This is a genomic window from Klebsiella grimontii, assembly GCF_042137965.1.
Classification (GTDB): domain Bacteria; phylum Pseudomonadota; class Gammaproteobacteria; order Enterobacterales; family Enterobacteriaceae; genus Klebsiella; species Klebsiella grimontii.
The window spans coordinates 502,753-526,631 of sequence record NZ_CP169721.1; the positions used below are offsets into that span (position 1 = coordinate 502,753).

At 55.1% G+C, this 23,879-nt stretch carries 23 protein-coding genes; 19 read left to right on the forward strand and 4 right to left on the reverse strand.

All coding sequences use genetic code 11. The features are described from left to right. Nucleotides 1–52 precede the first annotated feature (52 nt). From mreC to fucR, 7 genes are all read left to right on the forward strand, one after another. Nucleotides 53–1,039 (forward strand): rod shape-determining protein MreC, encoded by a 987-nt coding sequence (gene mreC, locus ACE3MN_RS02395; RefSeq protein WP_004125831.1) that lies wholly within the window; start codon nucleotides 53–55, stop codon nucleotides 1,037–1,039. Beyond that, a complete protein-coding gene (gene mreD / locus ACE3MN_RS02400) occupies nucleotides 1,039–1,527 on the forward strand; it encodes a rod shape-determining protein MreD (protein WP_004125830.1) in 489 nt (162 codons plus the stop codon). Before mreC ends, mreD begins: the two co-directional genes overlap by 1 nt. 7 nt (nucleotides 1,528–1,534) lie before the next feature. Next, nucleotides 1,535–2,116 carry a nucleoside triphosphate pyrophosphatase gene (locus ACE3MN_RS02405; RefSeq protein WP_024360653.1) on the forward strand — a complete coding sequence of 194 codons (582 nt, stop codon included), beginning with the start codon at nucleotides 1,535–1,537 and terminating at the stop codon, nucleotides 2,114–2,116. Between the two features lie 2 nt (nucleotides 2,117–2,118). Further along, nucleotides 2,119–3,588: a ribonuclease G gene (gene rng / locus ACE3MN_RS02410; RefSeq protein WP_004125826.1), complete on the forward strand. Its 1,470-nt coding sequence runs from the start codon at nucleotides 2,119–2,121 to the stop codon at nucleotides 3,586–3,588. Between the two features lie 78 nt (nucleotides 3,589–3,666). After that, nucleotides 3,667–7,464, forward strand: a complete 3,798-nt coding sequence (yhdP, locus tag ACE3MN_RS02415; protein ID WP_049130444.1) for an AsmA2 domain-containing protein YhdP — start codon at nucleotides 3,667–3,669, stop codon at nucleotides 7,462–7,464. Between the two features lie 88 nt (nucleotides 7,465–7,552). Then, a complete protein-coding gene (tldD, locus tag ACE3MN_RS02420) occupies nucleotides 7,553–8,998 on the forward strand; it encodes a metalloprotease TldD (protein ID WP_024360655.1) in 1,446 nt (481 codons plus the stop codon). Between the two features lie 58 nt (nucleotides 8,999–9,056). Continuing rightward, nucleotides 9,057–9,803 (forward strand): L-fucose operon activator, encoded by a 747-nt coding sequence (fucR, locus tag ACE3MN_RS02425; RefSeq protein WP_024360656.1) that lies wholly within the window; start codon nucleotides 9,057–9,059, stop codon nucleotides 9,801–9,803. On the opposite strand, the gene aaeR is transcribed toward fucR, so the two are convergent. Further along, nucleotides 9,800–10,729: an HTH-type transcriptional activator AaeR gene (aaeR, locus tag ACE3MN_RS02430; RefSeq protein ID WP_102650410.1), complete on the reverse strand. Its 930-nt coding sequence runs from the start codon at nucleotides 10,727–10,729 to the stop codon at nucleotides 9,800–9,802. The genes fucR and aaeR overlap by 4 nt on opposite strands. Before the next feature lie 131 nt (nucleotides 10,730–10,860). Here aaeR and aaeX point away from each other — a divergent pair, with 131 nt between their 5' ends. The 4 genes from aaeX to ACE3MN_RS02450 all read left to right on the forward strand — a co-directional run bounded on the left by aaeX (nucleotide 10,861) and on the right by ACE3MN_RS02450 (nucleotide 14,393). Next, nucleotides 10,861–11,064, forward strand: coding sequence for a p-hydroxybenzoic acid efflux pump operon protein AaeX (gene aaeX, locus ACE3MN_RS02435; protein WP_002918640.1), 204 nt, complete (start codon nucleotides 10,861–10,863; stop codon nucleotides 11,062–11,064). A 7-nt stretch (nucleotides 11,065–11,071) separates the two neighbouring features. After that, entirely contained in the window at nucleotides 11,072–12,004 is a 933-nt protein-coding gene (gene aaeA, locus ACE3MN_RS02440) for a p-hydroxybenzoic acid efflux pump subunit AaeA (RefSeq protein WP_004139725.1), read from the forward strand. A 5-nt stretch (nucleotides 12,005–12,009) separates the two neighbouring features. After that, nucleotides 12,010–13,977, forward strand: coding sequence for a p-hydroxybenzoic acid efflux pump subunit AaeB (gene aaeB / locus ACE3MN_RS02445; RefSeq protein ID WP_102650409.1), 1,968 nt, complete (start codon nucleotides 12,010–12,012; stop codon nucleotides 13,975–13,977). A gap of 140 nt (nucleotides 13,978–14,117) precedes the next feature. Next, nucleotides 14,118–14,393, forward strand: coding sequence for a barstar family protein (locus tag ACE3MN_RS02450; RefSeq protein ID WP_004139730.1), 276 nt, complete (start codon nucleotides 14,118–14,120; stop codon nucleotides 14,391–14,393). Nucleotides 14,394–14,443: 50 nt separating this feature from the next. Here ACE3MN_RS02450 and yhcN-B read toward each other — a convergent pair whose 3' ends face one another. The 3 genes from yhcN-B to argR all read right to left on the reverse strand — a co-directional run bounded on the left by yhcN-B (nucleotide 14,444) and on the right by argR (nucleotide 15,902). Continuing rightward, the gene (yhcN-B, locus tag ACE3MN_RS02455; protein ID WP_004106229.1) at nucleotides 14,444–14,710 is read right to left on the reverse strand and encodes a DUF1471 family stress response protein YhcN-B; all 267 of its coding nucleotides are present in this window, start codon (nucleotides 14,708–14,710) and stop codon (nucleotides 14,444–14,446) included. Nucleotides 14,711–14,813: 103 nt separating this feature from the next. Beyond that, nucleotides 14,814–15,077: a peroxide/acid stress response protein YhcN gene (yhcN, locus tag ACE3MN_RS02460; protein ID WP_004106226.1), complete on the reverse strand. Its 264-nt coding sequence runs from the start codon at nucleotides 15,075–15,077 to the stop codon at nucleotides 14,814–14,816. 354 nt (nucleotides 15,078–15,431) lie between these two features. Beyond that, nucleotides 15,432–15,902, reverse strand: a complete 471-nt coding sequence (argR, locus tag ACE3MN_RS02465) for a transcriptional regulator ArgR (protein ID WP_004106225.1) — start codon at nucleotides 15,900–15,902, stop codon at nucleotides 15,432–15,434. A gap of 412 nt (nucleotides 15,903–16,314) precedes the next feature. On the opposite strand from argR, the gene mdh reads away from it, so the two are divergent. From mdh to oadA, 8 genes are all read left to right on the forward strand, one after another. Continuing rightward, a complete protein-coding gene (gene mdh / locus ACE3MN_RS02470) occupies nucleotides 16,315–17,253 on the forward strand; it encodes a malate dehydrogenase (RefSeq protein WP_004139734.1) in 939 nt (312 codons plus the stop codon). Between the two features lie 131 nt (nucleotides 17,254–17,384). Further along, nucleotides 17,385–18,029, forward strand: coding sequence for a GntR family transcriptional regulator (locus ACE3MN_RS02475; RefSeq protein ID WP_064343271.1), 645 nt, complete (start codon nucleotides 17,385–17,387; stop codon nucleotides 18,027–18,029). Continuing rightward, nucleotides 18,001–18,666, forward strand: coding sequence for a GntR family transcriptional regulator (locus tag ACE3MN_RS02480; protein ID WP_004139740.1), 666 nt, complete (start codon nucleotides 18,001–18,003; stop codon nucleotides 18,664–18,666). The genes ACE3MN_RS02475 and ACE3MN_RS02480 overlap by 29 nt, the downstream gene beginning before the upstream one ends. 210 nt (nucleotides 18,667–18,876) lie before the next feature. After that, nucleotides 18,877–20,145 (forward strand): SLC13 family permease, encoded by a 1,269-nt coding sequence (locus ACE3MN_RS02485; protein ID WP_024360661.1) that lies wholly within the window; start codon nucleotides 18,877–18,879, stop codon nucleotides 20,143–20,145. Between the two features lie 32 nt (nucleotides 20,146–20,177). Continuing rightward, on the forward strand, nucleotides 20,178–21,077 hold the full coding sequence (ttdA, locus tag ACE3MN_RS02490) for a L(+)-tartrate dehydratase subunit alpha (RefSeq protein WP_004139744.1): 900 nt from the start codon (nucleotides 20,178–20,180) through the stop codon (nucleotides 21,075–21,077). After that, the gene (gene ttdB, locus ACE3MN_RS02495; RefSeq protein WP_024360662.1) at nucleotides 21,077–21,694 is read left to right on the forward strand and encodes a L(+)-tartrate dehydratase subunit beta; all 618 of its coding nucleotides are present in this window, start codon (nucleotides 21,077–21,079) and stop codon (nucleotides 21,692–21,694) included. Before ttdA ends, ttdB begins: the two co-directional genes overlap by 1 nt. Before the next feature lie 151 nt (nucleotides 21,695–21,845). After that, nucleotides 21,846–22,094 carry an oxaloacetate decarboxylase subunit gamma gene (locus tag ACE3MN_RS02500; protein WP_049087089.1) on the forward strand — a complete coding sequence of 83 codons (249 nt, stop codon included), beginning with the start codon at nucleotides 21,846–21,848 and terminating at the stop codon, nucleotides 22,092–22,094. Nucleotides 22,095–22,109: 15 nt separating this feature from the next. Next, on the forward strand, nucleotides 22,110–23,876 hold the full coding sequence (gene oadA / locus ACE3MN_RS02505; RefSeq protein WP_375364248.1) for a sodium-extruding oxaloacetate decarboxylase subunit alpha: 1,767 nt from the start codon (nucleotides 22,110–22,112) through the stop codon (nucleotides 23,874–23,876). The last annotated feature ends 3 nt before the right edge of the window (nucleotides 23,877–23,879 follow it).

Consider the following 23,879-nt stretch of genomic DNA (forward strand, 5'->3'; position numbering starts at 1 on the left):
AGCTGGCTTACGGCTGCCCCGATCTTAACTGACACGAGAATACGCATAGCCTATGAAGCCAATTTTTAGCCGTGGCCCGTCGCTACAGATTCGCCTTATTCTGGCGGTTTTGGTGGCGCTTGGCGTGATAATCGCCGACAGCCGCCTGGGTACGTTCAGCCAAATTCGAACGTACATGGATACTGCCGTCAGCCCTTTCTACTTTGTTTCTAATGGTCCACGGGAATTGCTGGATAGCGTTTCGCAAACGCTGGCCACCCGCGACCAGCTCGAACTGGAAAACCGCGCGTTGCGCCAGGAACTGTTGCTGAAGAACAGCGATCTGCTGATGCTGGGCCAGTACAAGCAGGAGAACGCGCGTCTGCGGGAACTGCTGGGCTCTCCGCTGCGTCAGGACGAGCAAAAAATGGTGACCCAGGTCATCTCAACGGTTAACGACCCCTATAGCGATCAGGTCGTTATCGATAAAGGCAGCGTTAACGGCGTTTATGAAGGCCAGCCGGTGATCAGCGATAAAGGCGTTGTGGGTCAGGTGGTGGCGGTGGCGAAACTGACCAGCCGCGTGCTGCTGATTTGCGATGCCACGCATGCGTTACCGATTCAGGTACTGCGTAACGATATTCGCGTGATTGCCGCAGGCAACGGCTGTACCGACGATTTGCAGCTGGAACATCTGCCGGCCAATACCGATATTCGCGTCGGCGACGTCCTGGTGACTTCGGGCCTCGGCGGCCGCTTCCCTGAAGGGTATCCGGTAGGGGTGGTTTCGTCCGTTAAGCTGGATACGCAGCGCGCGTATACGGTGATTCAGGCGCGTCCGACAGCCGGTCTGCAGCGCCTGCGTTACCTGCTGCTGCTATGGGGAGCCGATCGCAACGGCGCGAATCCGATGACGCCGGAAGAGGTTCATCGCGTAGCGAATGAACGCCTGATGCAGATGATGCCGCAGGTTCTGCCTGCGCCGGATGCGATGGGGCCGCAGATGCCGGCTCCGGCAACCGGTATGCCACAGCAGTCTCAGCCAGCGGGGGGGCAATAGTGGCAAGTTACCGTAGCCAGGGACGCTGGGTTATCTGGCTCTCGTTTCTTATCGCACTATTGCTGCAAATAATGCCCTGGCCGGCGGACATTAGCGTTTACCGGCCAAACTGGGTATTGCTTATCCTGTTGTACTGGATCCTCGCGCTGCCCCACCGGGTTAATGTCGGCACAGGCTTTGTGATGGGGGCGATCCTCGATCTCATCAGCGGCTCGACGCTTGGCGTTCGCGCACTATCATTAAGTATTGTGGCTTATCTGGTCGCGCTGAAATATCAGCTGTTCCGCAATCTGGCGCTCTGGCAACAGGCTCTGGTAGTCGTCATGTTATCCCTCTCCGTGGATATCATTGTTTTCTGGGCAGAGTTTTTAGTGATCAACGTCTCTTTCCGTCCGGAAGTGTTCTGGAGTAGTGTAGTAAACGGTGTGCTCTGGCCATGGATTTTCCTGCTGATGCGTAAAGTGCGCCAGCAGTTTGCGGTGCAATAAGGTTGATATGACGACTCTGTATCTTGCTTCAGGTTCTCCGCGTCGGCAGGAACTGCTGACTCAGCTTGGCCTCGCTTTTGAGCGCGTGGTTCCCGGTATTGAGGAACTGCGCCGCCCGCAGGAGAGCGCTCAGCAGTATGTGGTCCGTCTGGCGCGCGAAAAGGCGCAGGCTGGCGTCGCGCTGGCACCGCGCGATCTGCCCGTTTTGGGCGCGGATACCATTGTCATCCTGAACGGTGACGTGCTGGAAAAACCGCGCGATGCCGGGCACGCCGCAGAAATGTTGCGCATGCTTTCCGGGAAAACCCATCAGGTGATGACCGCCGTGGCGCTGGCCGATAAGCAGCAGACGCTGGATTGCCTGGTGGTCACGGAGGTTACTTTCCGCGTGCTCTCAGTACAGGATATCGCCGATTATGTCGCCAGCGGCGAACCGTTAGATAAAGCAGGTGCATACGGTATTCAGGGGTTGGGTGGCTGTTTCGTCAGGAAGATAAATGGCAGCTATCACGCCGTAGTTGGCTTACCGCTAGTGGAAACGTATGAGTTGCTAAGTAACTTTAACTCACTGCGTGAAGAAAAGGGATAAAGATGACTGCTGAACTATTAGTTAACGTAACGCCATCAGAAACGCGCGTCGCTTACATTGATGGCGGTATTCTTCAGGAAATTCATATTGAGCGTGAAGCGCGACGCGGAATAGTAGGCAATATCTACAAGGGTCGTGTCAGTCGGGTGCTGCCGGGAATGCAGGCGGCTTTTGTAGATATTGGCCTGGATAAGGCCGCGTTTCTGCACGCTTCCGATATTATGCCGCATACCGAGTGCGTGGCGGGCGAAGAGCAAAAGCAGTTCGCCGTCCGCGATATCTCCGAGCTGGTGCGTCAGGGGCAGGATTTAATGGTGCAGGTGGTGAAAGATCCTCTCGGCACCAAAGGCGCCCGCCTGACCACCGATATCACCATTCCTTCTCGCTATCTGGTCTTTATGCCCGGGGCTTCGCACGTCGGCGTCTCTCAGCGTATTGAAAGCGAAGCGGAACGCGAACGCCTGAAAAAAGTGGTCTCTGAATACTGTGACGAACAGGGCGGATTCATTATCCGTACCGCGGCGGAAGGCGTTCATGAGCAGGAGATGGCCGCAGATGCCGCCTATCTCAAGCGCGTCTGGACAAAAGTGATGGAGCGCAAAAAGCGCCAGCAGACGCGTTATCAAATGTATGGTGAGCTGGCGCTGGCGCAGCGCGTGCTGCGTGATTTCGCCGATGCGCATCTTGACCGTATTCGCGTGGACTCCCGTCTGACCTACGAATCGCTGCTTGAGTTTACCGCCGAATATATTCCGGAGATGACCAGCAAGCTGGAGCATTACAGCGGCCGCCAGCCGATTTTCGATCTTTTCGACGTGGAAAACGAAATTCAGCGCGCGCTGGAGCGTAAAGTTGAGCTGAAATCAGGCGGTTATCTGATCATTGATCAAACGGAAGCGATGACCACCGTTGATATCAACACCGGCGCATTCGTCGGTCACCGTAATCTTGACGATACTATCTTTAATACCAATATTGAGGCGACCCAGGCGATTGCTCGTCAGCTACGGCTGCGCAATCTCGGTGGGATTATCATCATTGATTTCATTGATATGAACAATGAAGATCACCGTCGCCGGGTGCTGCACTCTCTTGAGCAGGCGCTGAGCAAAGACCGGGTTAAAACCAGCATTAACGGCTTCTCCCAGCTTGGACTGGTAGAGATGACCCGCAAGCGCACTCGTGAAAGCGTGGAGCACGTGCTGTGTAATGAGTGTCCTACCTGCCACGGGCGCGGTACGGTGAAAACGGTGGAAACGGTGTGCTATGAAATCATGCGCGAAATCGTGCGCGTGCATCACGCCTACGATTCCGACCGATTCCTGGTCTATGCTTCTCCTGCGGTAGCGGAAACGCTGAAAGGGGAAGAGTCGCACGCGCTGGCAGAAGTCGAGATCTTTGTCGGTAAGCAGGTCAAAGTACAAATTGAACCGCTCTATAATCAAGAGCAGTTTGATGTCGTAATGATGTAATCATCCGTTTGCTTGCTGATGTCGGGATAAAGAGGCGGGCGAAAGGATGACGCGTAACAGGCTGACAAGGAGAGATGCGTGAGGCGACTGCCCGGGATATTACTGCTCACCGCGGCAACATTGATTGTTGTCGTCGCACTGCTGGTGAGCGGTCTGCGTCTCGTTCTGCCGCAGTTGAACAGCTGGCGTCCACAGGTGCTGGAAAAAGTCTCCGCGATGGCCGGCGTGCCGGTCGATGCCTCAAACATTGTCGCCAGCTGGCAGACGTTTGGCCCGACGCTTGATGTCCGTGATGTTAAGGCCGGCCTGAATGACGGCGGTGAGCTTTCCGTCAAACGCGTCACTCTGGCACTCGACGTCTGGCAAAGCCTGCTGCATATGCGCTGGCAGTTTCGCGATCTAACCTTCTGGCAGCTGCAGATTCATACCAATACTCCTATTCAAACCAATAACGGCGGTGAAGGGCTGAAAACCGACCGTATCAGCGATCTTTTTCTCCGCCAGTTCGACCACTTTATCCTTCGCGATAGCCATCTGAGCTTCCTGACGATCTCGGGTCAGCGGGCAGAACTCTCGATCCCGCAGCTTACCTGGCTGAACGGTAAAAATCGCCATCGCGCTGAGGGGCAGCTTAGTCTTAGCAGCCTGACCGGCCAGCATGGCGTGATGCAGGTGCGCATGGACCTGCGCGATGAAGACGGCTTGCTCAATAAGGGGCGCGTCTGGCTTCAGGCCGATGATATCGACGTTAAGCCATGGCTTGGTCGCTGGATGCAGGACAACATCGCCCTGCAAAGCGCGCGGTTTAGCCTCGAAGGCTGGATGACTATCGATAAAGGCGACGTCGCCAGCGGGGATGTATGGCTGAAAAAAGGCGGCGCCAGCTGGCAGGGCGACAAAGATAAGCATCATCTCTCGGTTGATAATCTGACGGCGCACATCTATCGCGATAATCAAAGCTGGGGCTTTGACATCCCTGATACGCGCATTTCGATGGATAATAAACCCTGGCCGCGCGGCGCGCTGTCGATGGCGTGGATCCCGGCTCAGGATGTGGGTGGAAAAAATGGTCAACGCAGCGATGAGCTGCGCATTCGCGCCAGCAATCTTAACCTTAGCGGCCTGACCGGGCTGCAGCCGATGGCGGATAAACTGGCGCCGTCGCTGGGCGAAATCTGGCGTACGACGCAGCCGGACGGCAAAATTAACCTTCTGGCGCTGGATATTCCGCTGCAGATGGCGGAAAAAACGCGCTTCCAGGCGGACTGGAGCGACATGTCCTGGAAGCAGTGGAAGCTGCTGCCAGGGGCTGAGCATTTCTCCGGCAACATTGCCGGCAGCGTGGAAAACGGTACCCTGCATGCCCGCATGACGCAGGCGAGAATGCCCTATGAAACGGTCTTTCGCGCGCCGCTGGAGATCGCCCGGGGCGATGCGACCCTCAACTGGGTGAAGAATGACAAAGGTTTTATGCTCGATGGTCGCGACATCGACGTACAGGCAACCGGCGTTCGCGCCCGCGGCGGGTTCCGCTATCTACAGCCGCAGGGTGATGAACCCTGGCTCGGTATTCTGGCCGGTATCAGTACCAACGACGGCGGTCAGGCATGGCGCTACTTCCCGGAAAATCTGATGGGCAAAGCGCTGGTGGATTACCTCAGCGGAGCGATTAAAGGCGGCCAGGCCACCGATGCCACGCTGGCTTATGGCGGCAACCCGCACCTTTTCCCGTATAAGCATAATGAGGGGCAATTCCAGGTTACGGTGCCGCTCAAGAACGCCACCTTTGCCTTTCAGCCTGACTGGCCTGCGCTAACCGGCCTGAATATCGACCTTAACTTTATCAATGACGGACTATGGATGAAGGCCGATAAGGCGATGCTCGGCAAAGTGACCGCCAGCAATCTCGACGCGGTAATTCCCGACTATTCGCGTGAAAAGTTATTAATTGATGCCGATGTTAACGGTCCGGGTAAAGAAGTTGGCCCTTATTTTAACGAGACGCCGCTGAAAGAGACGCTGGGGGCGGCGCTGGGTGAGCTTCAGTTGGACGGTGGTGTGAGCGCTCGCTTACATCTTGATATCCCCCTGGATGGCGAGATGACCACCGCTAAGGGTGATGTCCGGCTGAACAATAACAGCTTATTTATCAAGCCTATTGATACTACATTGCAGAACCTGAGCGGTAAATTCAGCTTCGTAAACGGCGACCTGAAAAGCGAACCGATGAGCGCGACCTGGTTTAATCAGCCGCTGAATATCGATTTCTCGACCACCGAAGGCGCGAAAGCATTCCTGGTAGACGTCGGGATGAACGCCAGCTGGCAGCCCGCGCGTACCGGTTTACTGCCGAAAGCCCTGGAAGGCGCCCTGAGCGGCAGCGTGCCCTGGGACGGTAAAGTCGCGATTGAGCTTCCGTATCGCGGTAGCGCGAGCTATAAGGTGGATGTTAACGCTGACCTGAAGAATGTAAGTAGTCACTTACCTGCGCCGGTCGATAAACAGGCCGGTGAGCCTTTGCCGGTAAACATTAAGGTTGATGGCGGCCTAAGCAGCTTTACACTGGCTGGCTCCGTGGGGGCGAAAAATCATATCAATAGCCGCTGGCTGCTGGGTCATAAGCTGACTCTGGACCGCGCTATTTTAACCACTGACAGTAAAGCCGTGTCGCCGCTTCCCGAGCAGCCTGGCGTGGAGCTGAATATGCCGCCGATGGATGGCGCGCAGTGGCTTGCGCTGTTCCAGGGCGGCGCGGCCAATGACGTCAGCAGCAATATGGTTTTCCCCGAGCAGGTCACGCTGCGTACGCCGGTGTTAACGATGGCGGGCCAGAGCTGGAATAACGTCAGCCTTGTTTCCCAACCCGGCGCCGGAGGGACGAAGATTGAAGCCCAGGGGCGTGAAGTTAACGCCACCCTGACGATGCGCAAAAACGCGCCGTGGCTGGCAGCCATTCGCTATCTCTACTACAACCCCACTGCAGCGAAAAGCGGCGGGACGGAAAAAAGCAGCGGCCCTCTGGCTGACGCCAAAATTGATTTCCACGGCTGGCCGGACCTTCAGCTTCGCTGCGCCGAGTGCTGGCTGTGGGGGCAAAAATATGGTCGCATCGAAGGCGATTTTGATATCCGCGGCGATACCCTGACGCTGGCAAATGGCCTGGTGGATACCGGGTTTGGCCGCCTGACGACCGATGGCGTATGGGTAAGCGCGCCGACGGGCGTACGAACCTCTTTAAAAGGTAAACTGCACGGTAATAAAACCGATGATTTCGTCAACTTCTTCGGCGTGTCCACGCCGGTAAAAGGTTCTTCGTTTGATATTGATTATGACCTTCACTGGCGTGCGCCGCCGTGGCAGCCCGATGTTGCCTCGCTGAACGGGATCCTGAAAAGCCGTCTTGGGAAAGGCGAGTTTACCGATCTCAGCACCGGCCACGCCGGCCAGCTGCTGCGTTTGTTGAGCGTTGACGCGCTGCTTCGCAAGCTGCGTTTCGACTTTAGCGATACCTTCAGCGAAGGTTTCTACTTCGATTCCATTCGCAGTACGGCGTGGATTAAAGACGGCGTTCTGCATACCGACGATACGCTGGTTGATGGTCTGGAAGCGGATATCGCCATGAAGGGGTCGGTGGATCTTGTCCGCCGTCAGTTGGATATGCAGGCCGTGGTCGCGCCGGAAATTTCCGCGACCGTGGGCGTCGCCGCGGCCTTTGCCGTTAACCCGATAATCGGCGCCGCGGTCTTTGCCGCCAGTAAGGTGCTGGGGCCGCTGTGGAATAAGGTTTCAATTCTGCGCTATCGCATCACCGGTCCTATCGATCAGCCGCAAATTAACGAAGTGCTGCGCCAGGCGCGGAGCGACAAAAAGCAATGATTTGACGATTGTGCGTAATTACCGCACTCTCATTAGAGAGCCTATTTTATTTCCGCCCGAGAGGCGGCAACAAACGAGTAGCAAAACGATGAGTCTGAACCTGGTAAGTGAACAATTACTGTCGGCAAACGGCCTGAATCATCAGGATCTGTTTACCATTCTTGGCCAGCTGGCCGAGCGCCGTCTGGATTACGGCGATCTCTATTTTCAGTCGAGCTATCACGAGTCCTGGGTTCTTGAAGACAGCATCATTAAAGATGGTTCGTACAATATCGACCAGGGCGTCGGCGTCCGTGCGGTGAGCGGGGAAAAAACCGGCTTTGCCTATGCGGACCAGATTAGCCGACTGGCGCTGGAACAGAGCGCGCAGGCGGCGCGTACCATTGTACGCGACCACGGCGATGGTAAAGTTCATACCCTCGGCGGAGTGGAGTACAGCTCCCTCTATACCAGCATCGACCCGCTGCAAAGCATGAGTCGGGAAGAGAAGCTGGATATTCTGCGCCGGGTAGATAAAACTGCTCGCGCGGCCGATAAACGGGTGCAGGAAGTTTCCGCCAGCCTGACCGGCGTCTACGAGTTAATTCTTGTGGCCGCCACCGACGGCACGCTGGCGGCGGACGTGCGCCCGCTGGTTCGTCTTTCCGTCAGCGTGCTGGTGGAAGAGGATGGCAAACGCGAACGCGGCGCCAGCGGCGGCGGCGGTCGCTTTGGCTACGACTATTTCCTGGCCTCCCAGGATGGCGATGTGCGCGCGGATGTTTGGGCGAGAGAAGCCGTGCGCATGGCGCTGGTCAATCTGACCGCCGTCGCCGCGCCCGCCGGAATGCTGCCGGTCGTACTGGGCGCAGGCTGGCCTGGCGTGCTGCTTCATGAAGCCGTCGGTCACGGACTGGAAGGCGATTTTAACCGTCGGGGGACGTCGGTATTCAGCGGCCATATGGGTGAGCTGGTGGCCTCTGAGCTGTGCACCGTGGTGGATGATGGTACCATTGCTAACCGTCGCGGCTCCGTTGCCATTGATGACGAAGGTACTCCTGGCCAGTATAACGTTTTGATTGAAAACGGCATTCTCAAAGGCTATATGCAGGACAAGCTCAATGCCCGGCTGATGGGTGTGGCGCCAACCGGCAACGGTCGTCGCGAATCCTACGCGCATCTGCCTATGCCGCGTATGACCAACACCTACATGCTGGCGGGAAAATCCACGCCGCAGGAGATTATCGAATCGGTCGATTACGGCATCTACGCGCCGAACTTTGGCGGCGGTCAGGTGGATATCACCTCCGGCAAATTTGTCTTCTCCACGTCTGAAGCCTACCTGATTGAAAAAGGCAAAGTGACCAAAGCGGTGAAGGGGGCGACGCTTATCGGTTCAGGTATCGAAGCGATGCAGCAGATTTCGATGGTGGGGAACGATCTGAAGCTGGACAGCGGCGTCGGCGTTTGCGGCAAAGAGGGCCAGAGCGTACCGGTTGGCGTCGGTCAGCCAACGCTCAAAGTGGATAAACTCACCGTCGGCGGTACTGCCTGATACCTCTCAATGCGCTTTCGCTCGCGGCGAAAGCGCACATCACCTCCGCGGGGTCGCGATGAAAGCCGCGCGTCAGCAGCAGATAGTCGAGTTACTCAGTCAGCACCACACCCTAACTACTGAAGCGTTATCCCAGCTTCTGCAGGTCAGCATCGAGACCGTTCGTCGCGATTTGAGCGAGCTGCAGAAACAGGGAAGTATCCAGCGTAGCCACGGACAGGCGCGCGTTCTCCTGCGCGATAATCACAACGGCGAGAAGCCGTTTCATCGCCGCGTGAAAAGCCATTATGCCCATAAATCTGATATTGCCCGTACCGCGCTGGCGTGGATTGATGAAGGCATGACGATCGCGCTGGATGCCAGCTCAACCTGCTGGTTTCTGGCGCGTCAGCTACCGAATAGTAACCTGACGGTGTTTACCAACAGCCATCCGGTCTGCGTAGAGCTGGGCCGCCGTGAGCGGATCCAACTGATCAGCGCCGGTGGTCAGCTTCAGCGTCAATATGGCTATTACGTTAACCCTGCGCTGTTATCGCAGGTCAAATCGCTGGAGATCGATCTATTCATTTTTTCCTGCGAGGGGATCGATAACGACGGCGTGCTCTGGGATTCCAGCGCCAATAATGCCGCTTACAAATCGCTGCTGCTGAAACGGGCGGCACAGTCGCTATTGTTAATCGACAAAAGCAAATTTCATCGCTCCGGCGAGGTGCGCATCGGCAATCTCCGCGACGTGACGCAGATCATTTCCGATGCCGGGCCTGATAATACGTTATTACCCTTTTTCGCAGGCTCTGGCCGCTAGCGGGCTATCCCCCGACCGCGCATACCCTGGTAAATATTTGCCACCCCGACGAAATACTCAGTCAGATAATTAATGCATACCTGTACCTTCAGGGGCAGCTTATCTTTCTCGGTATATAGCGCGTACACCGGGCGCGGATCGGACTGGTAGCTCGGCAGCAGAATCTCCAGTTCGCCGCGGTTGATCTCTTCGATCGCCCACATCAGCGGAACGTAAGCCACGCCGACGCCTGCCGTTAGCCAGCGCACCAGCGTCATCGGATCGTTAGTGACGAATCTGCCCTGAGGGATCAGCTTGGTTGAAATGCCTTCCGGGGCGATGATTTCAAATTCGTTATCCGGCCGGACGCTGTATTCCAGCCAGGAGTGGCTGGCGAGATCCGCCGGCTTTTCCGGACATCCGGCGTGCTGGAGATAGCTTTTCGCCGCGCAGAGCACCATTGGCATAGAGCCCAGACGGCGGGAAAAGAGGCTGGAGTCCTGCAGCGCTCCCACGCGAATCACCACGTCCAGACCGTCCGCGATCAGGTCCGGCGCCGGGATGCCGGTGACCAGGTTGATGGAGAGCTCCGGGTGCTCTTTGAGCATATCGGCCGTTATGCGAGCCAGGACATTCTGTGCCATAGTTGAAGAACAGCCGATGCGCAGCGTACCGATGGGCGTATTGTTAAACGCGTATAGCTGTTCATGGACATCCTGGACTTCGAACAGCATCCGCCGACAGCCTTGATAATATATTTTTCCCGCTTCGGTTAAGCCAAGACTGCGCGTACTGCGGTTGAGTAGCTTAACCTGCAGCTCATCTTCCAGTTTAGCTACCGTCTGGCTGATGGAAGAAACGCTCATCTGGAGCTGGCGGGCCGCGGCGGTAAAGGAACCTAATTCCACCACTCTGGCAAATACGGACATGCGTTTTAATCGTTCCATTATTCACTCTGGCTTAAAAGTGATTTAGATCACACATTATAGATAAGACCGCAATTGTTACGTTACTATATAGTTAGCTTAATAATAAACGCATCGCGCATATCACCTGTACGCTTCTTATCAAGGTCATCATGAGTCTGTTTCCTGTCATTGTGATTTTCGGCTTGTCGTTTCCGCCGATCTTCTTTGAGTTGCTATTGTCGCTAGCCATCTTTTGGCTGGTGCACCGCCTGCTGGTTCCGACCGGCATCTATGATTTTGTCTGGCATCCGGCACTGTTTAATACCGCGCTCTATTGCTGCCTGTTTTATCTGATATCGCGTTTGTTCGTTTGAGGTAGATGTGAAAACACTAACAAGAAATATCCTCCGTACCGCAATCACTGTGATACTGGTTATCCTGGCATTTGTGGCGATTTTTCGCGCATGGGTGTATTACACCGCCTCGCCCTGGACGCGCGATGCGCGCTTTAGTGCGGATATTGTGGCCATCGCTCCCGATGTTTCCGGCCTGATTTCGCAGGTGAATATCAAGGATAACCAACTGGTTAAGAAAGACCAGGTTTTGTTCGTCATTGACCAGCCGCGTTACCAGAAAGCCTTAGCTGAGGCTGAAGCCGATGTCTCCTATTACCAGACTCTGGCGCAGGAGAAGCGCGTTGAAGCCGGCCGTCGTAACCGCCTTGGCGTCCAGGCCATGTCCCGGGAGGAGATTGACCAGGCGAATAACGTTCTGCAAACCGTTGAGCATCAGTTGGCAAAAGCGACCGCGAGTCGCGATCTGGCGAAGCTTGATCTTGAACGCACGGTCATTCGCGCCCCGGCTGACGGCTGGGTGACGAACCTGAACGTCTACAGCGGCGAGTTTATCACCCGCGGTTCTACCGCGGTTGCGCTGGTCAAGCAGAATACCTTCTATGTGATGGCCTACCTGGAAGAGACCAAGCTTGAGGGCGTGCGCCCCGGCTTCCGCGCCGAAATTACCCCGCTGGGAAGCGTGCAAACTCTTAAAGGCACCGTCGACAGCATCGCTGCTGGGGTCACCAATGCCAGCAGCAGCAGCGATACGAAAGGGCTGGCCTCTATTGACTCTAATCTTGAATGGGTACGCCTGGCGCAGCGGGTGCCGGTACGTATTCACCTTGACCAGCAGCAGGGCAACCTCTGGCCGGCCGGGACGACCGCGACGGTGGTGATCACCGGTAAAGACGACCGCGATTCCAGCCGGACAAGTTTCTTCCAGAAACTGGCGATGCGCCTGCGTGAGTTCGGTTAATCGCCATGGGGATTTTCACCATCGAATCCCGGCATCTCCGCTTTGCCGTTAAATTAGCCTGTGCGGTAGTGCTGGCGTTATTCGTCGGTTTTCACTTTCAGCTGGAAACACCGCGCTGGGCGGTGCTTACCGCAGCCATCGTGGCCGCCGGCCCGGCGTTTGCCGCCGGCGGAGAGCCTTACTCCGGGGCTATCCGCTATCGCGGGATGCTGCGTATTGTCGGTACCTTTATCGGCTGTATCGCCGCGCTGGCGATTATCATCCTGATGATTCGCGCCCCGCTGCTGATGGTGCTGGTCTGCTGCCTGTGGGCAGGGTTCTGTACCTGGATCTCCTCGCTGGTGCGGGTTGAGAACTCCTATGCCTGGGGCCTGGCGGGCTATACCGCGCTTATCATTATTATCACTATCCACGAAGAGCCGATGCTGGCGCCGCAGTTCGCCGTCGAACGGTGCAGTGAAATTGTTGTTGGTATCGTCAGCGCCATCGTGGCCGACCTGCTATTTTCGCCGCGTTCGATTAAAAAAGAGATCGACCTTGAGCTGGATAACCTGCTGATCGATCAATACCGCCTGATGCAGCTTTGCGTGGCGTATGCCGATAAAGATGAAGTCGATAAGGCCTGGAGCGCGCTGGTTCGCCGCACCAACGGACTGGAAGGGATGCGCGGAAACTTAATTATGGAGTCTTCGCGCTGGGCAAAAGTGAACCAGCGGCTGAAGGCGATCAATACCCTCTCTCTGACCTTAATTACCCAAGCCTGTGAAACCTATTTGATTCAGAATACCCGGCCTGAGATGGTCACCGATGACTACCGCGAGCTGTTCGCTGAACCGGTTGAGACCGTGCAGGACGTGCACCGCCAGTTAAAGCGGATGCGCCGCTTTTTGACCTGGAAGGGAGAGCACAATACGCCGGTGACGATCTACAGCTGGGTCGGGGCCGCGACGCGCTATCTGCTTTTGAAGCGGGGCGTGGTCGGCAATACCAAAATCAGCCGTATTGAAGCGGAAGTGCTGCAAGGCGAAGTGGTGGTGAAGGCGGAATCCGCCGAGCGACACCATGCGATGGTCAACTTTTGGCGTACGTCTATCTCCTGTATCCTCGGTACGCTGTTCTGGCTGTGGACCGGCTGGACTTCAGGGAGCGGGGCGATGGTGATGATCGCGGTTGTTACGGCCTTAGCGATGCGTTTACCTAATCCGCGAATGGTGGCTATCGATTTCCTCTACGGCACGCTGGCGGCATTACCGCTGGGGGCGCTGTTTTTCCTCGTGATTATGCCCGCGACGCAGCAAAGTATGCTGCTGCTGTGCATCAGCCTGGCGGTGATGGCATTTTTTATCGGTATCGAGGTGCAAAAGCGGCGGCTGGGTTCGCTGGGGGCGCTGGCCAGCACCATTAATATTCTGGTGCTGGATAATCCGATGAAGTTTCAATTCAACCAATTTCTGGATAGCGCCTTAGGCCAGATCGTGGGGTGTTTCCTCGCGCTGATGGTGATCTTACTGGTTCGCGATAACTCTCAGGCTCGCACCGGTCGCGTGTTGCTCAACCAGTTTGTCTCGGCGGCGGTATCATCGCTGACCACCAATACGGCGCGACGCAAAGAAAACCATTTGCCGGCCCTGTATCGTCAGCTCTTTTTGTTGCTGAATAAATTCCCCGGCGATATCGCGCGCTTTCGTTTGGCGCTGACCCTGATTATTGCCCATCAGCGCCTGCGCGACGCGCCAGTACCGATAAATGACGACCTGTCGGTATTTCACCGGCAGCTGCGTCGTACGGCGGATCGCGTCATTTCCGCCAGCAGCGATGATAAGCGCCGCTACTATTTTGCCCGCCTGCTTGATGAGCTGGATATCTACCAGCAAAAATTACAGCTCTGGGAAGCCTCTCCGCAGGTGACCGAGCCGGTGCGAAGGCTGGTGGAGATGCTGCATAAGTACCAGCATGTATTAACCAATAGCTAGCCGCCAGAACCGACGCCTGAAGCGTCGGTTTTTTTATCGCTATACTTAATTGTCTGAGTATGAATTCCACCGTCAGAGTGGAACTACACGCCGGGATGACCGGGCTATGAAAAGTTGCAGGTGTGGACAGGATGCGGGCAATGGCTACCTATACCTTTGATTTTGATGAAATAGCTGAACAGCAGGATTTTTATCGTGAGTTTTCACGTACCTTTGGCTTAGCGCGTGAGAAGGTGAACAACCTTGATTCGCTGTGGGAAGCGGTGACCGCCGGGCTGCTGCCCCTGCCGCTGGAGATTGAGTTTATTCATTTAAGCGATAATCAGCGACGGCGCTTTGGCGCGATAATATTGCTATTTGATGAGGCGGAAGAAGAGCTGGAAGGGGAGCTTCGTTTTAATGTGCGGCAGCCATAAAAAAGCCCCCGACAGAGCGGGGGCAAGTCGTCGGATAAGACGACGAGGGTTTATTTGTACAGCTCAGCCGTAGCGTGCCAGTTATCGCCGGTACGGGCTTCAATAATACGGTAGCTGCTGGCGCCTTCTTTTTCAGCTTTAGCCGCCAGTTCCTGGCGCATATCCATCGGCGCGCTGCCTACCTGAGAAACGGAAACGGTGCCCATGGACTGCAGATTTTGCGCCTGTTCAGCGTTCACTTGATTAACGGCGGCGTTTGCGCCGAAAGAGAGAACGGAAGCCAGACCCAGGGATGCGATGATAATTGCGCTTTTCATAATTTTTTCTCCAACCTTAATATTTGCAGCGGCGGGAGGTTTTAATGAACCTGAGGCCGCTGGAGAGATTCTGTTTCAGTTAATGACCGACAATCGTTAAATCTTATTTATACAGTTCAGCCGTAGCGTGCCAGTGGTCACCGGTACGTGCTTCGATAATGCGATAAGAGGAAGCACCTTCTTCTTGCGCTTTCTTGTTCAGCATTTCGTGCATATCCATCGGGGAAGAACTTACCGCGCCGACGGAAACGGTGCCGATTGCCTGACGGCCTTGAGCCTGTTCGCTGTTAATGGAGTCAGCGGCGAAGGCGCCGAAAGACAGAACGGAAAGGATGCTTAATGCTGCTACAGTGGTTTTGATTTTCATGATGTTCACCTCGTCGAATCTTTTTGTTGGGGGTCTTTGTTTCGTGACCCTCATCACAAAATCAAGTATACACTAATCACTGAAAATATTAATACCTTGCTAATTGTTTTTCATGTAAATAATCACAAAGAAATGTCTTTTTTATAACGTATAAGAATTAGAAATGTCACAATTTCGCCAGGATAGGCAATAATGATTAATAAAATCATTAAGTTATATGGATTTGATCTTTTGTGCGCTTAAGCCGGTTTCATCACGTAAATGAATGTATAGAAGCGGAAAAACACACAAAATGTTAAAGAAATGATAATTTTTTGAAGGAATATCCTCTGGCGTTAACCAGAGGGAAGGGCATCAGAGTTCCTGCTCAAACAGGACGAGGATAGCGTCATGCAGCTCTTTAACGGTAAAACCCCTGGCCGGAGTGGTAAAGATAGTATCATCACCGGCAATGCTGCCGAGAATACCCTCGGCTTTGCCCAGGGAGTCCAGAAGCCGGGCGATCAGCTGTGCTGCGCCTGGGCTGGTATGAATAACCACGACCGAATCGTTATAGTCGATATCCAGCACCAGGTTTTTTAGCGGGCTGGAGGTCGTCGGGACGCCAAGCTCGGCGGGCAGGCAGTAAACCATTTCCATTTTGGCGTTACGCGTGCGTACGGCGCCAAACTTGGTGAGCATACGTGAGACTTTCGATTGGTTGATATTATCGAAGCCTTCCTCTTGCAGGGCCTGTACGATTTCACCTTGAGAGCTGAATTTTTCTTCTTTAAGCAGCGCTTTAAACGCCTTAACCAGTTCTTCTTGTTTTGCCGAACTACGCATAAGTCACCCAATTATGGTGGTAAAAACAACATCATTATGCATAAACATGCATTTTTATGCAAATAATCCGCGGGGAGAAGCGTAAATAATGTTATGAAGGGCGCATATTTTAGCAAAAAACCCTAATAAGGAACATGCTTTCGTCACGGGGCGCAAATTGCTACAAAAGTAAATGAAATGTTATTAAATGATGTTGTTCTGCTCAACGCGCTGGGTGTATTGTAACCAACAGTCGATCCGGTACTACGCTTTGCTGGATGGTCAGTCTCAGGGAGGAAAATGCGAAGCTGCTGCATCGCTGCGCACGACCACGCATTCTTCAGCCATAATTATTGTAATTGTTCATCTTGTGAATTAAGGTCCAGGCGACGGAGTAACGAAAGACTATTTTAACCATAATAAGGAGTTTAGGATGAAAGTTGCAGTCCTCGGCGCCGCTGGTGGAATTGGCCAGGCGCTTGCCCTACTACTTAAGACCCAACTGCCTTCAGGTTCAGAACTCTCGTTGTACGACATCGCTCCGGTAACGCCGGGCGTGGCGGTTGATCTTAGCCATATCCCTACCGATGTAAAAATCAAAGGTTTTTCCGGCGAAGACGCCACCCCTGCGCTGGAAGGTGCTGATGTGGTGCTGATATCCGCGGGCGTAGCGCGTAAGCCCGGTATGGATCGCTCCGATTTATTCAACGTTAATGCCGGTATTGTGAAAAATCTGGTACAGCAAATCGCCAAAACCTGCCCGCAGGCCTGCGTCGGGGTTATCACCAACCCGGTGAACACCACCGTGGCGATTGCCGCAGAAGTGCTGAAAAAAGCCGGTGTTTACGATAAGAACAAGCTGTTTGGCGTCACGACGCTGGATATTATCCGCTCGAATACCTTTGTCGCTGAACTGAAAGGCAAATCTTCGTCAGACGTTGAGGTTCCGGTGATTGGCGGCCACTCCGGTGTGACTATTCTTCCTTTACTGTCACAAATTCCGGGCGTCAGCTTCAGCGAGCAGGAAGTGGCGGATTTGACTAAACGCATTCAAAACGCCGGTACTGAAGTTGTTGAAGCAAAGGCCGGTGGCGGCTCAGCAACGCTATCAATGGGGCAGGCCGCCGCGCGGTTCGGTCTCTCTTTAGTTCGCGCCATGCAGGGAGAGAAAGGCGTGGTGGAATGCGCCTATGTTGAAGGTGATGGCCAATATGCCCGCTTCTTCTCGCAGCCGCTGCTGTTAGGTAAAAATGGCGTAGAGCAGCGTCAGTCTATCGGTAAACTGAGCGCGTTTGAGCAGCAGGCGCTGGAGGGGATGCTGGATACGTTGAAGAAAGATATCGCCCTTGGCGAAGATTTTGTGAATAAATAACGTTTCATAAAAAGAGAAGCCGGAGCCTGGGTTCCGGCTTTTTTATGCCTTTCTCCCGCCCCGGAATGACTCAACCTGCTGGTAAATCTGCTAAACTCCCCGCGTCTTGAGCGGCAACAAACGAGGACGTCGTGAAAAAAATTGAAAGAAAGCAGACCAGGGACCACATTACTCAAATGATCCGTTACGAGATCCTTTCCGGCAGTATGAAACCGGGGGATGAGCTCGCGCAGGAGAGTATTGCGGAACAGCTGGGGCTTTCTCGTATGCCGGTTCGTGAAGCGTTACAGGCCCTGGAGCAGGAAGGGTTTCTGGTGCGCTTGCCAAACCGCCATATGCAGGTCTCACGGCTGGAGCCTGACCACGTCAGCCACATTTTCCAGGCCATTGCGGCGATGGCAACAGCGCTTTTTTCACTGGTGCCCGCGGCAGCAGGCGAGTCGCTGGCTACCAGAGCGCGAGAGCTGGGGCATCCCGGTGAGAGGACACGGGAGCTGGCGTTTCATCAGGCGCTCATTTCTTATATTGATAACCGCTATCTGGAAAAGATTTATCAGCAGTTTTTAGATGGTTATATCGGCTATGTCATTCTGTATCTGAAAGAGGATAATCAGGAGTCGGCGCAAATACTCAGTTCTCTGATGGATGCTATCCAACAAGGCGATCGCGCCGAGATCGCGCAGGAAACGCAGCGTTATTTCCTCTCTCTGGCAGAAATAATGCGTCAACACATGAAGGATTGGGAAAGTGCAGAAGCCTCGATTAGGGAAAATTAAGCTTCTTTCAGCGAAAGAGCAGGTCGCGGCAGTATTACGTAAAGCGATACTGTCGCGAGATTTAGTTGAAGGGCAAGAAATTACCCTTGAAGGGATCGCCAGCATGGTTGGCGTATCCAGTATGCCCGTGCGTGAAGCATTTCAGATACTGGCTGCGGATGGGCTGATTAAAGTCCGCCCCAATAAAGGGGCGGTTGTGCTGGGGATTAACGAACAAACGATTCGCGAGCATTACGAGATTCGCGCGCTGCTGGAGAGTGAAGCGGTCGCTAAAGCTTCTCGCCCTGGGACGGACATTTCGCGCATTGCCGAAGTCCATTACGCTGCGGAAAAAGCGCTGGCGGAAAATAACTCAGCTGAATATTCTGACCTCAATCAGGCTTTTCATATGGAGATATGGAATGCGGCCGGAAACGGCAAAATGAAGCTGCTGCTCAGCAATATGTGGAACGGGCTCTCGATGGGGCATAAGGTCACCGAGGAGGAGTATGCGATCATTTCCATACGCGAGCATAAAGGGATTTTACAGGCCCTGGAGCAGCATAATGAAGCGCTGGCCCGTCAGCGAATGCGCGAGCATATCATCCGTTCGATGGAGAATATGCTGACGCGCTACGTCGGCGAGCCCTCGGCCTGACCTCACCGCCTGCACGATCGTTGCAGGCGTCTTACCTATTCACCCCATAAATTAATTCCTCTAAGTTACTGCTTTTGCGAGATTTTGATAAAGATCTCAATCCTGACGCTTTCGTGAAAAACGCATTGACTTACTCTTTGCATGGGAATAATTTCCCTCTCGTCAATATTGGATACAATATCATATATCATTGATGGGATAATTATAAATATGGAACCGATTACTATTACTCTATGTTTGCTGGCGTTTGCTATCGCCATGTTTGTGTGGGAAAAAATACCGCTCGCGGTCACGTCTATGGTGGTTTGCGTCGCGCTGGTTCTCACCGGCGTCCTCAATCTCAAGCAGGCTTTCGCCGGCTTTATCGACACCAACGTCATTCTCTTCGTCGCCATGTTTATCGTCGGCGGGGCGCTATTTGAAACCGGGATGGCGAATAAGGTGGGGGGCGTGATTACGCGCTTCGCTAAAACGGAAAAGCAGCTGATTTTTACCATTATGGTCGTGGTTGGCGTGATGTCCGGTTTCCTCTCCAATACCGGTACCGCAGCCGTCCTGATCCCGGTCGTTATCGGCGTGGCGGCGAAATCAGGCTTTGCCCGTTCCCGACTGCTGATGCCGCTGGTTTTCGCCGCCGCGCTCGGCGGTAACCTGTCGTTGATTGGCGCGCCGGGCAACCTGATTGCGCAATCAGCCTTGCAGAACATTGGCAGCGGTTTTGGCTTTTTTGAATATGCCAAAGTGGGTTTACCGATGCTGGTTTGTGGCATGATTTACTTTCTGACCATCGGCTATAAATTCCTGCCCAACCACCCGAATAGTGGGGAAGTTGGCAGCATCGGCCAACAGCGCGATTACAGCCACGTTCCGCGCTGGAAGCAGATCCTCTCTTTGCTTGTTCTGATCGCCACGATCCTCGGCATGATTTTCGAAAAGCAGACCGGTGTGAGTCTTGCGGTAGCGGGCTGTATCGGCGCGCTGGTGCTGGTGGTTACCGGCGTGCTTACAGAAAAGCAGGCTTATAAAGCCATTGATTCACAAACTATTTTTATCTTCGGTGGCACTCTGGCGCTGGCGAAAGCGCTGGAAATGACCGGGGCGGGAAAACTGGTGGCGGATCACGTGATTGGCCTGCTGGGGCAAAACTCTTCGCCTTTTATGCTGCTGGTGGTGGTCTTTGCGCTGTCCGTCGTTATGACTAACTTCATGTCCAACACCGCCACCGTCGCGCTGCTGGTACCGGTGAGCCTGTCGATTGCGGCGGGCATGGGCGCCGACCCTCGCGCGGTGCTGATGGCGACGGTGATCGGCAGCTCTTGCGCCTACGCCACGCCAATCGGTATGCCTGCCAACATGATGGTGCTGTCGGCAGGCGGCTATAAGTTTGTTGACTACGCCAAATCCGGCATCCCACTGATTATCGTTTCCACCATTGTCAGCCTGATTCTGCTGCCAATCCTTTTCCCTTTTCATCCGTAATGAACGGAAGCTGTCCTGACTAAGGAGCCTTTATGAGCAAAAGTGAACAGATATCCCATATGACCAATATTATGGCCAAATTTGTGGGGTACACCGGCAAAGTCTTGCCTGATGACGTCACCGCAAAACTGGAAGATTTGCATAAAAAAGAGACCAGTAAACTGGCCGACGTCATCTTTACGACCATGATTGAGAACCAGCGTCTGGCAAAAGAACTGGATCGCCCTTCCTGCCAGGATACCGGCGTGATTCAGTTTCTGGTGGAGTGCGGGGCCAACTTCCCGCTGATCGGCGAACTGGAAGCGCTGCTGCGTGAAGCGGTGATCAAAGCGACCGTGGATTCCCCGCTGCGCCACAACAGCGTTGAGACTTTTGATGAATACAATACCGGTAAAAACGTGGGTAAAGGTACGCCGACGGTATTCTGGGAGATCGTTCCCAATTCTGACCAGTGCAGCATTTACACCTATATGGCGGGCGGCGGCTGTTCTCTGCCGGGGAAAGCGATGGTGCTGATGCCGGGCGCAGGTTATGAAGGCGTAACCCGCTTTGTGCTGGATGTGATGACCAGCTACGGCCTTAACGCCTGTCCGCCGCTACTGGTTGGCGTGGGCGTGGCGACCTCTGTTGAAACGGCGGCGCTGCTATCGAAAAAAGCGCTGATGCGTCCGATCGGTTCGCACAATGAGAATGAGCGTGCGGCTTCGCTGGAGAAAATGCTGGAAGACGGCATTAACAAAATTGGCCTTGGGCCGCAGGGGATGTCCGGTAATACCTCCGTCATGGGCGTGAATATTGAAAACACCGCGCGCCATCCCTCCACCATCGGTGTGGCGGTGAACGTCGGCTGCTGGTCGCACCGGAAAGGACATATCGTTTTTGATAAAGACCTGAACTACACCATTACGTCTCACAGCGGAGTGAATTTCTGATGACGAAAAAAATCCTGACTACGCCAATTAAAGATGAAGATTTAGCCGATATTAAAGCGGGCGATATTATTTATCTCAACGGTCATATTGTTACCTGTCGTGATGTGGCGCATCGTCGATTAATTGAAGGTGGGCGCGAATTACCTGTAGATGTTCGCGGCGGCGCTATTTTACACGCTGGCCCAATTGTCCGCCCAATTAAAGGCGAAGACGATAAATTTGAAATGGTCTCCGTTGGGCCAACCACCAGCATGCGCATGGAAAAATTCGAAAAAGAATTTATTGCGCATACCGGCGTGAAATTAATCGTTGGGAAAGGCGGCATGGGGAAAGGCACCGAAGAGGGCTGCGCGGAGCATAAAGCGCTGCACTGCGTATTCCCGGCCGGCTGCGCGGTAGTGGCCGCGGTGTGCGTGGAAGAGATCGAAGATGCGCAGTGGCGCGATCTGGGAATGCCGGAAACGCTATGGGTATGTCGGGTAAAAGAGTTTGGCCCGTTAATCGTTTCCATTGATACCCATGGAAATAACCTGTTCGAACAGAACAAAATTATTTTTAACCAGCGTAAAGAGATCGTCGCTGATGAAATATGCCAGAACGTAAGCTTTATCAAATAATCTGGGTTATATGAATTGCACGATAATGATGGCGATACGTTTATTGCGATAATAAACAGGGACTCTGACCGGGGCGGTTCAGGGAAATCCACCCTTATTATTTTCGTTATAAATAACATCATTATCGTGCCTCCTGCTCGAAGGCTATTTTATGACTGATGCAGCACTGCTATTAGGTGAAGGCTTCACCCTGATGTTCCTCGGCATGGGGTTCGTGCTGGCGTTTCTGTTTGTGCTGATTTTCGCCATCCAGGGCATGTCCGCCGCCGTCAACCGCGTCTTCCCCGCACCGGCTCCGGCGCCGAAGGCCGCACCTGCCGCCGCGCCCGCTGACGACTTCGCCCGCTTAAAGCCGGTGATTGCCGCCGCTATCCACCACCATCGCCGACTTAACCCTTAATTCACGGAGGAATCCATGACCGTTGCCATTACCGATGTCGTCCTGCGCGACGCCCACCAGTCCCTGTTCGCCACCCGCCTGCGCCTTGACGATATGCTCCCCGTCGCCGCGCAGCTCGACGACGTGGGCTACGGCTCCCTCGAGTGCTGGGGCGGCGCCACCTTTGACGCCTGCATCCGCTTTCTCGGCGAAGACCCGTGGGTTCGCCTGCGCGAGCTGAAAAAGGCCATGCCGAAGACCCCGCTGCAGATGCTGCTGCGCGGCCAGAATCTCCTCGGCTACCGCCACTACGCCGATGACGTGGTCGAACGCTTCGTTGAGCGCGCCGTCAAAAACGGCATGGACGTCTTCCGCGTCTTCGACGCCATGAACGACCCGCGCAATATGCAGGCCGCCCTGCGGGCGGTGCGCAGCCACGGGGCGCACGCCCAGGGCACGCTCTCCTACACCACCAGCCCGGCGCACACCCTGCAGACCTGGCTGGACCTGACCGAACAGCTGCTGGAAACCGGCGTCGACTCCATCGCCATCAAGGACATGTCCGGTCTCCTCACCCCGATGGCGGCGTATGAGCTGGTCAGTGAAATCAAAAAGCGCCACAACGTGCGCCTGCACCTGCACTGCCACGCCACCACCGGGATGGCGGAGATGGCCCTGCTGAAGGCCATCGAGGCGGGCGTCGACGGCGTGGACACGGCGATTTCTTCCATGAGCGCCACCTACGGCCACCCGGCCACCGAGGCGCTGGTGGCGACGCTGGCCGGAACGGAACACGACACCGGGCTGGATATCCTGAAGCTGGAGAGCATCGCGGCGTACTTCCGCGAGGTGCGCAGGAAATATCACGCCTTTGAAGGCCAGCTGAAGGGCACCGACAGCCGTATCCTCGTGGCCCAGGTGCCGGGCGGGATGCTCACCAACCTCGAGGGCCAGCTGAAGCAGCAGAACGCCGCCGACAAACTCGACCAGGTGCTGGCGGAAATCCCCCGCGTGCGCGAGGACCTCGGCTTTATTCCTTTAGTCACCCCGACCTCGCAGATTGTCGGCACCCAGGCGGTGCTTAACGTCCTGACCGGGGAGCGCTACAAAACCATCGCTAAAGAAACGGCGGGCATTCTGAAGGGTGAATACGGCCACACCCCGGTGCCGGTCAATGCCGCCCTGCAGGCGCGCGTGCTGGAGGGGGCCGCCCCGGTGACCTGCCGCCCGGCGGACCTGCTGAAGCCGGAGCTGGCAATGCTGGAAGCGGACGTGAAGCGCCAGGCGCAGGAGAAGGGCATCATGCTTGCCGATAACGCCATCGACGACGTGCTGACCGTGGCCCTGTTTCCGCAAATCGGCCTGAAGTTCCTTGAGAACCGCAATAACCCGGCGGCCTTTGAGCCGGTCCCGCAGGCGGAAGAGGCGAAACCTGCCGCTGCCCCGGTAAAACCTGCCGCTTCGGGCATCTACACCGTGGAAGTGGAAGGTAAAGCCTTTGTGGTGAAGGTCAGCGACGGCGGCGATATCAGCCAGCTGACCGCGGCTGTTCCTGCCACCGCGCCAGCCGCTGCCGCCCCGGCAGGCGCAGGCACTCCGGTGACCGCCCCGCTGGCGGGCAATATCTGGAAGGTGACTGCCACCGAGGGCCAGACGGTCGCCGAAGGCGACGTGCTGCTGATTCTCGAAGCCATGAAGATGGAAACCGAAATCCGCGCCGCGCAGGCCGGCACCGTGCGCGGTATCGCGGTGAAATCCGGCGACGCGGTCTCCGTGGGCGACACCCTGATGACGCTGGCGTAAGGA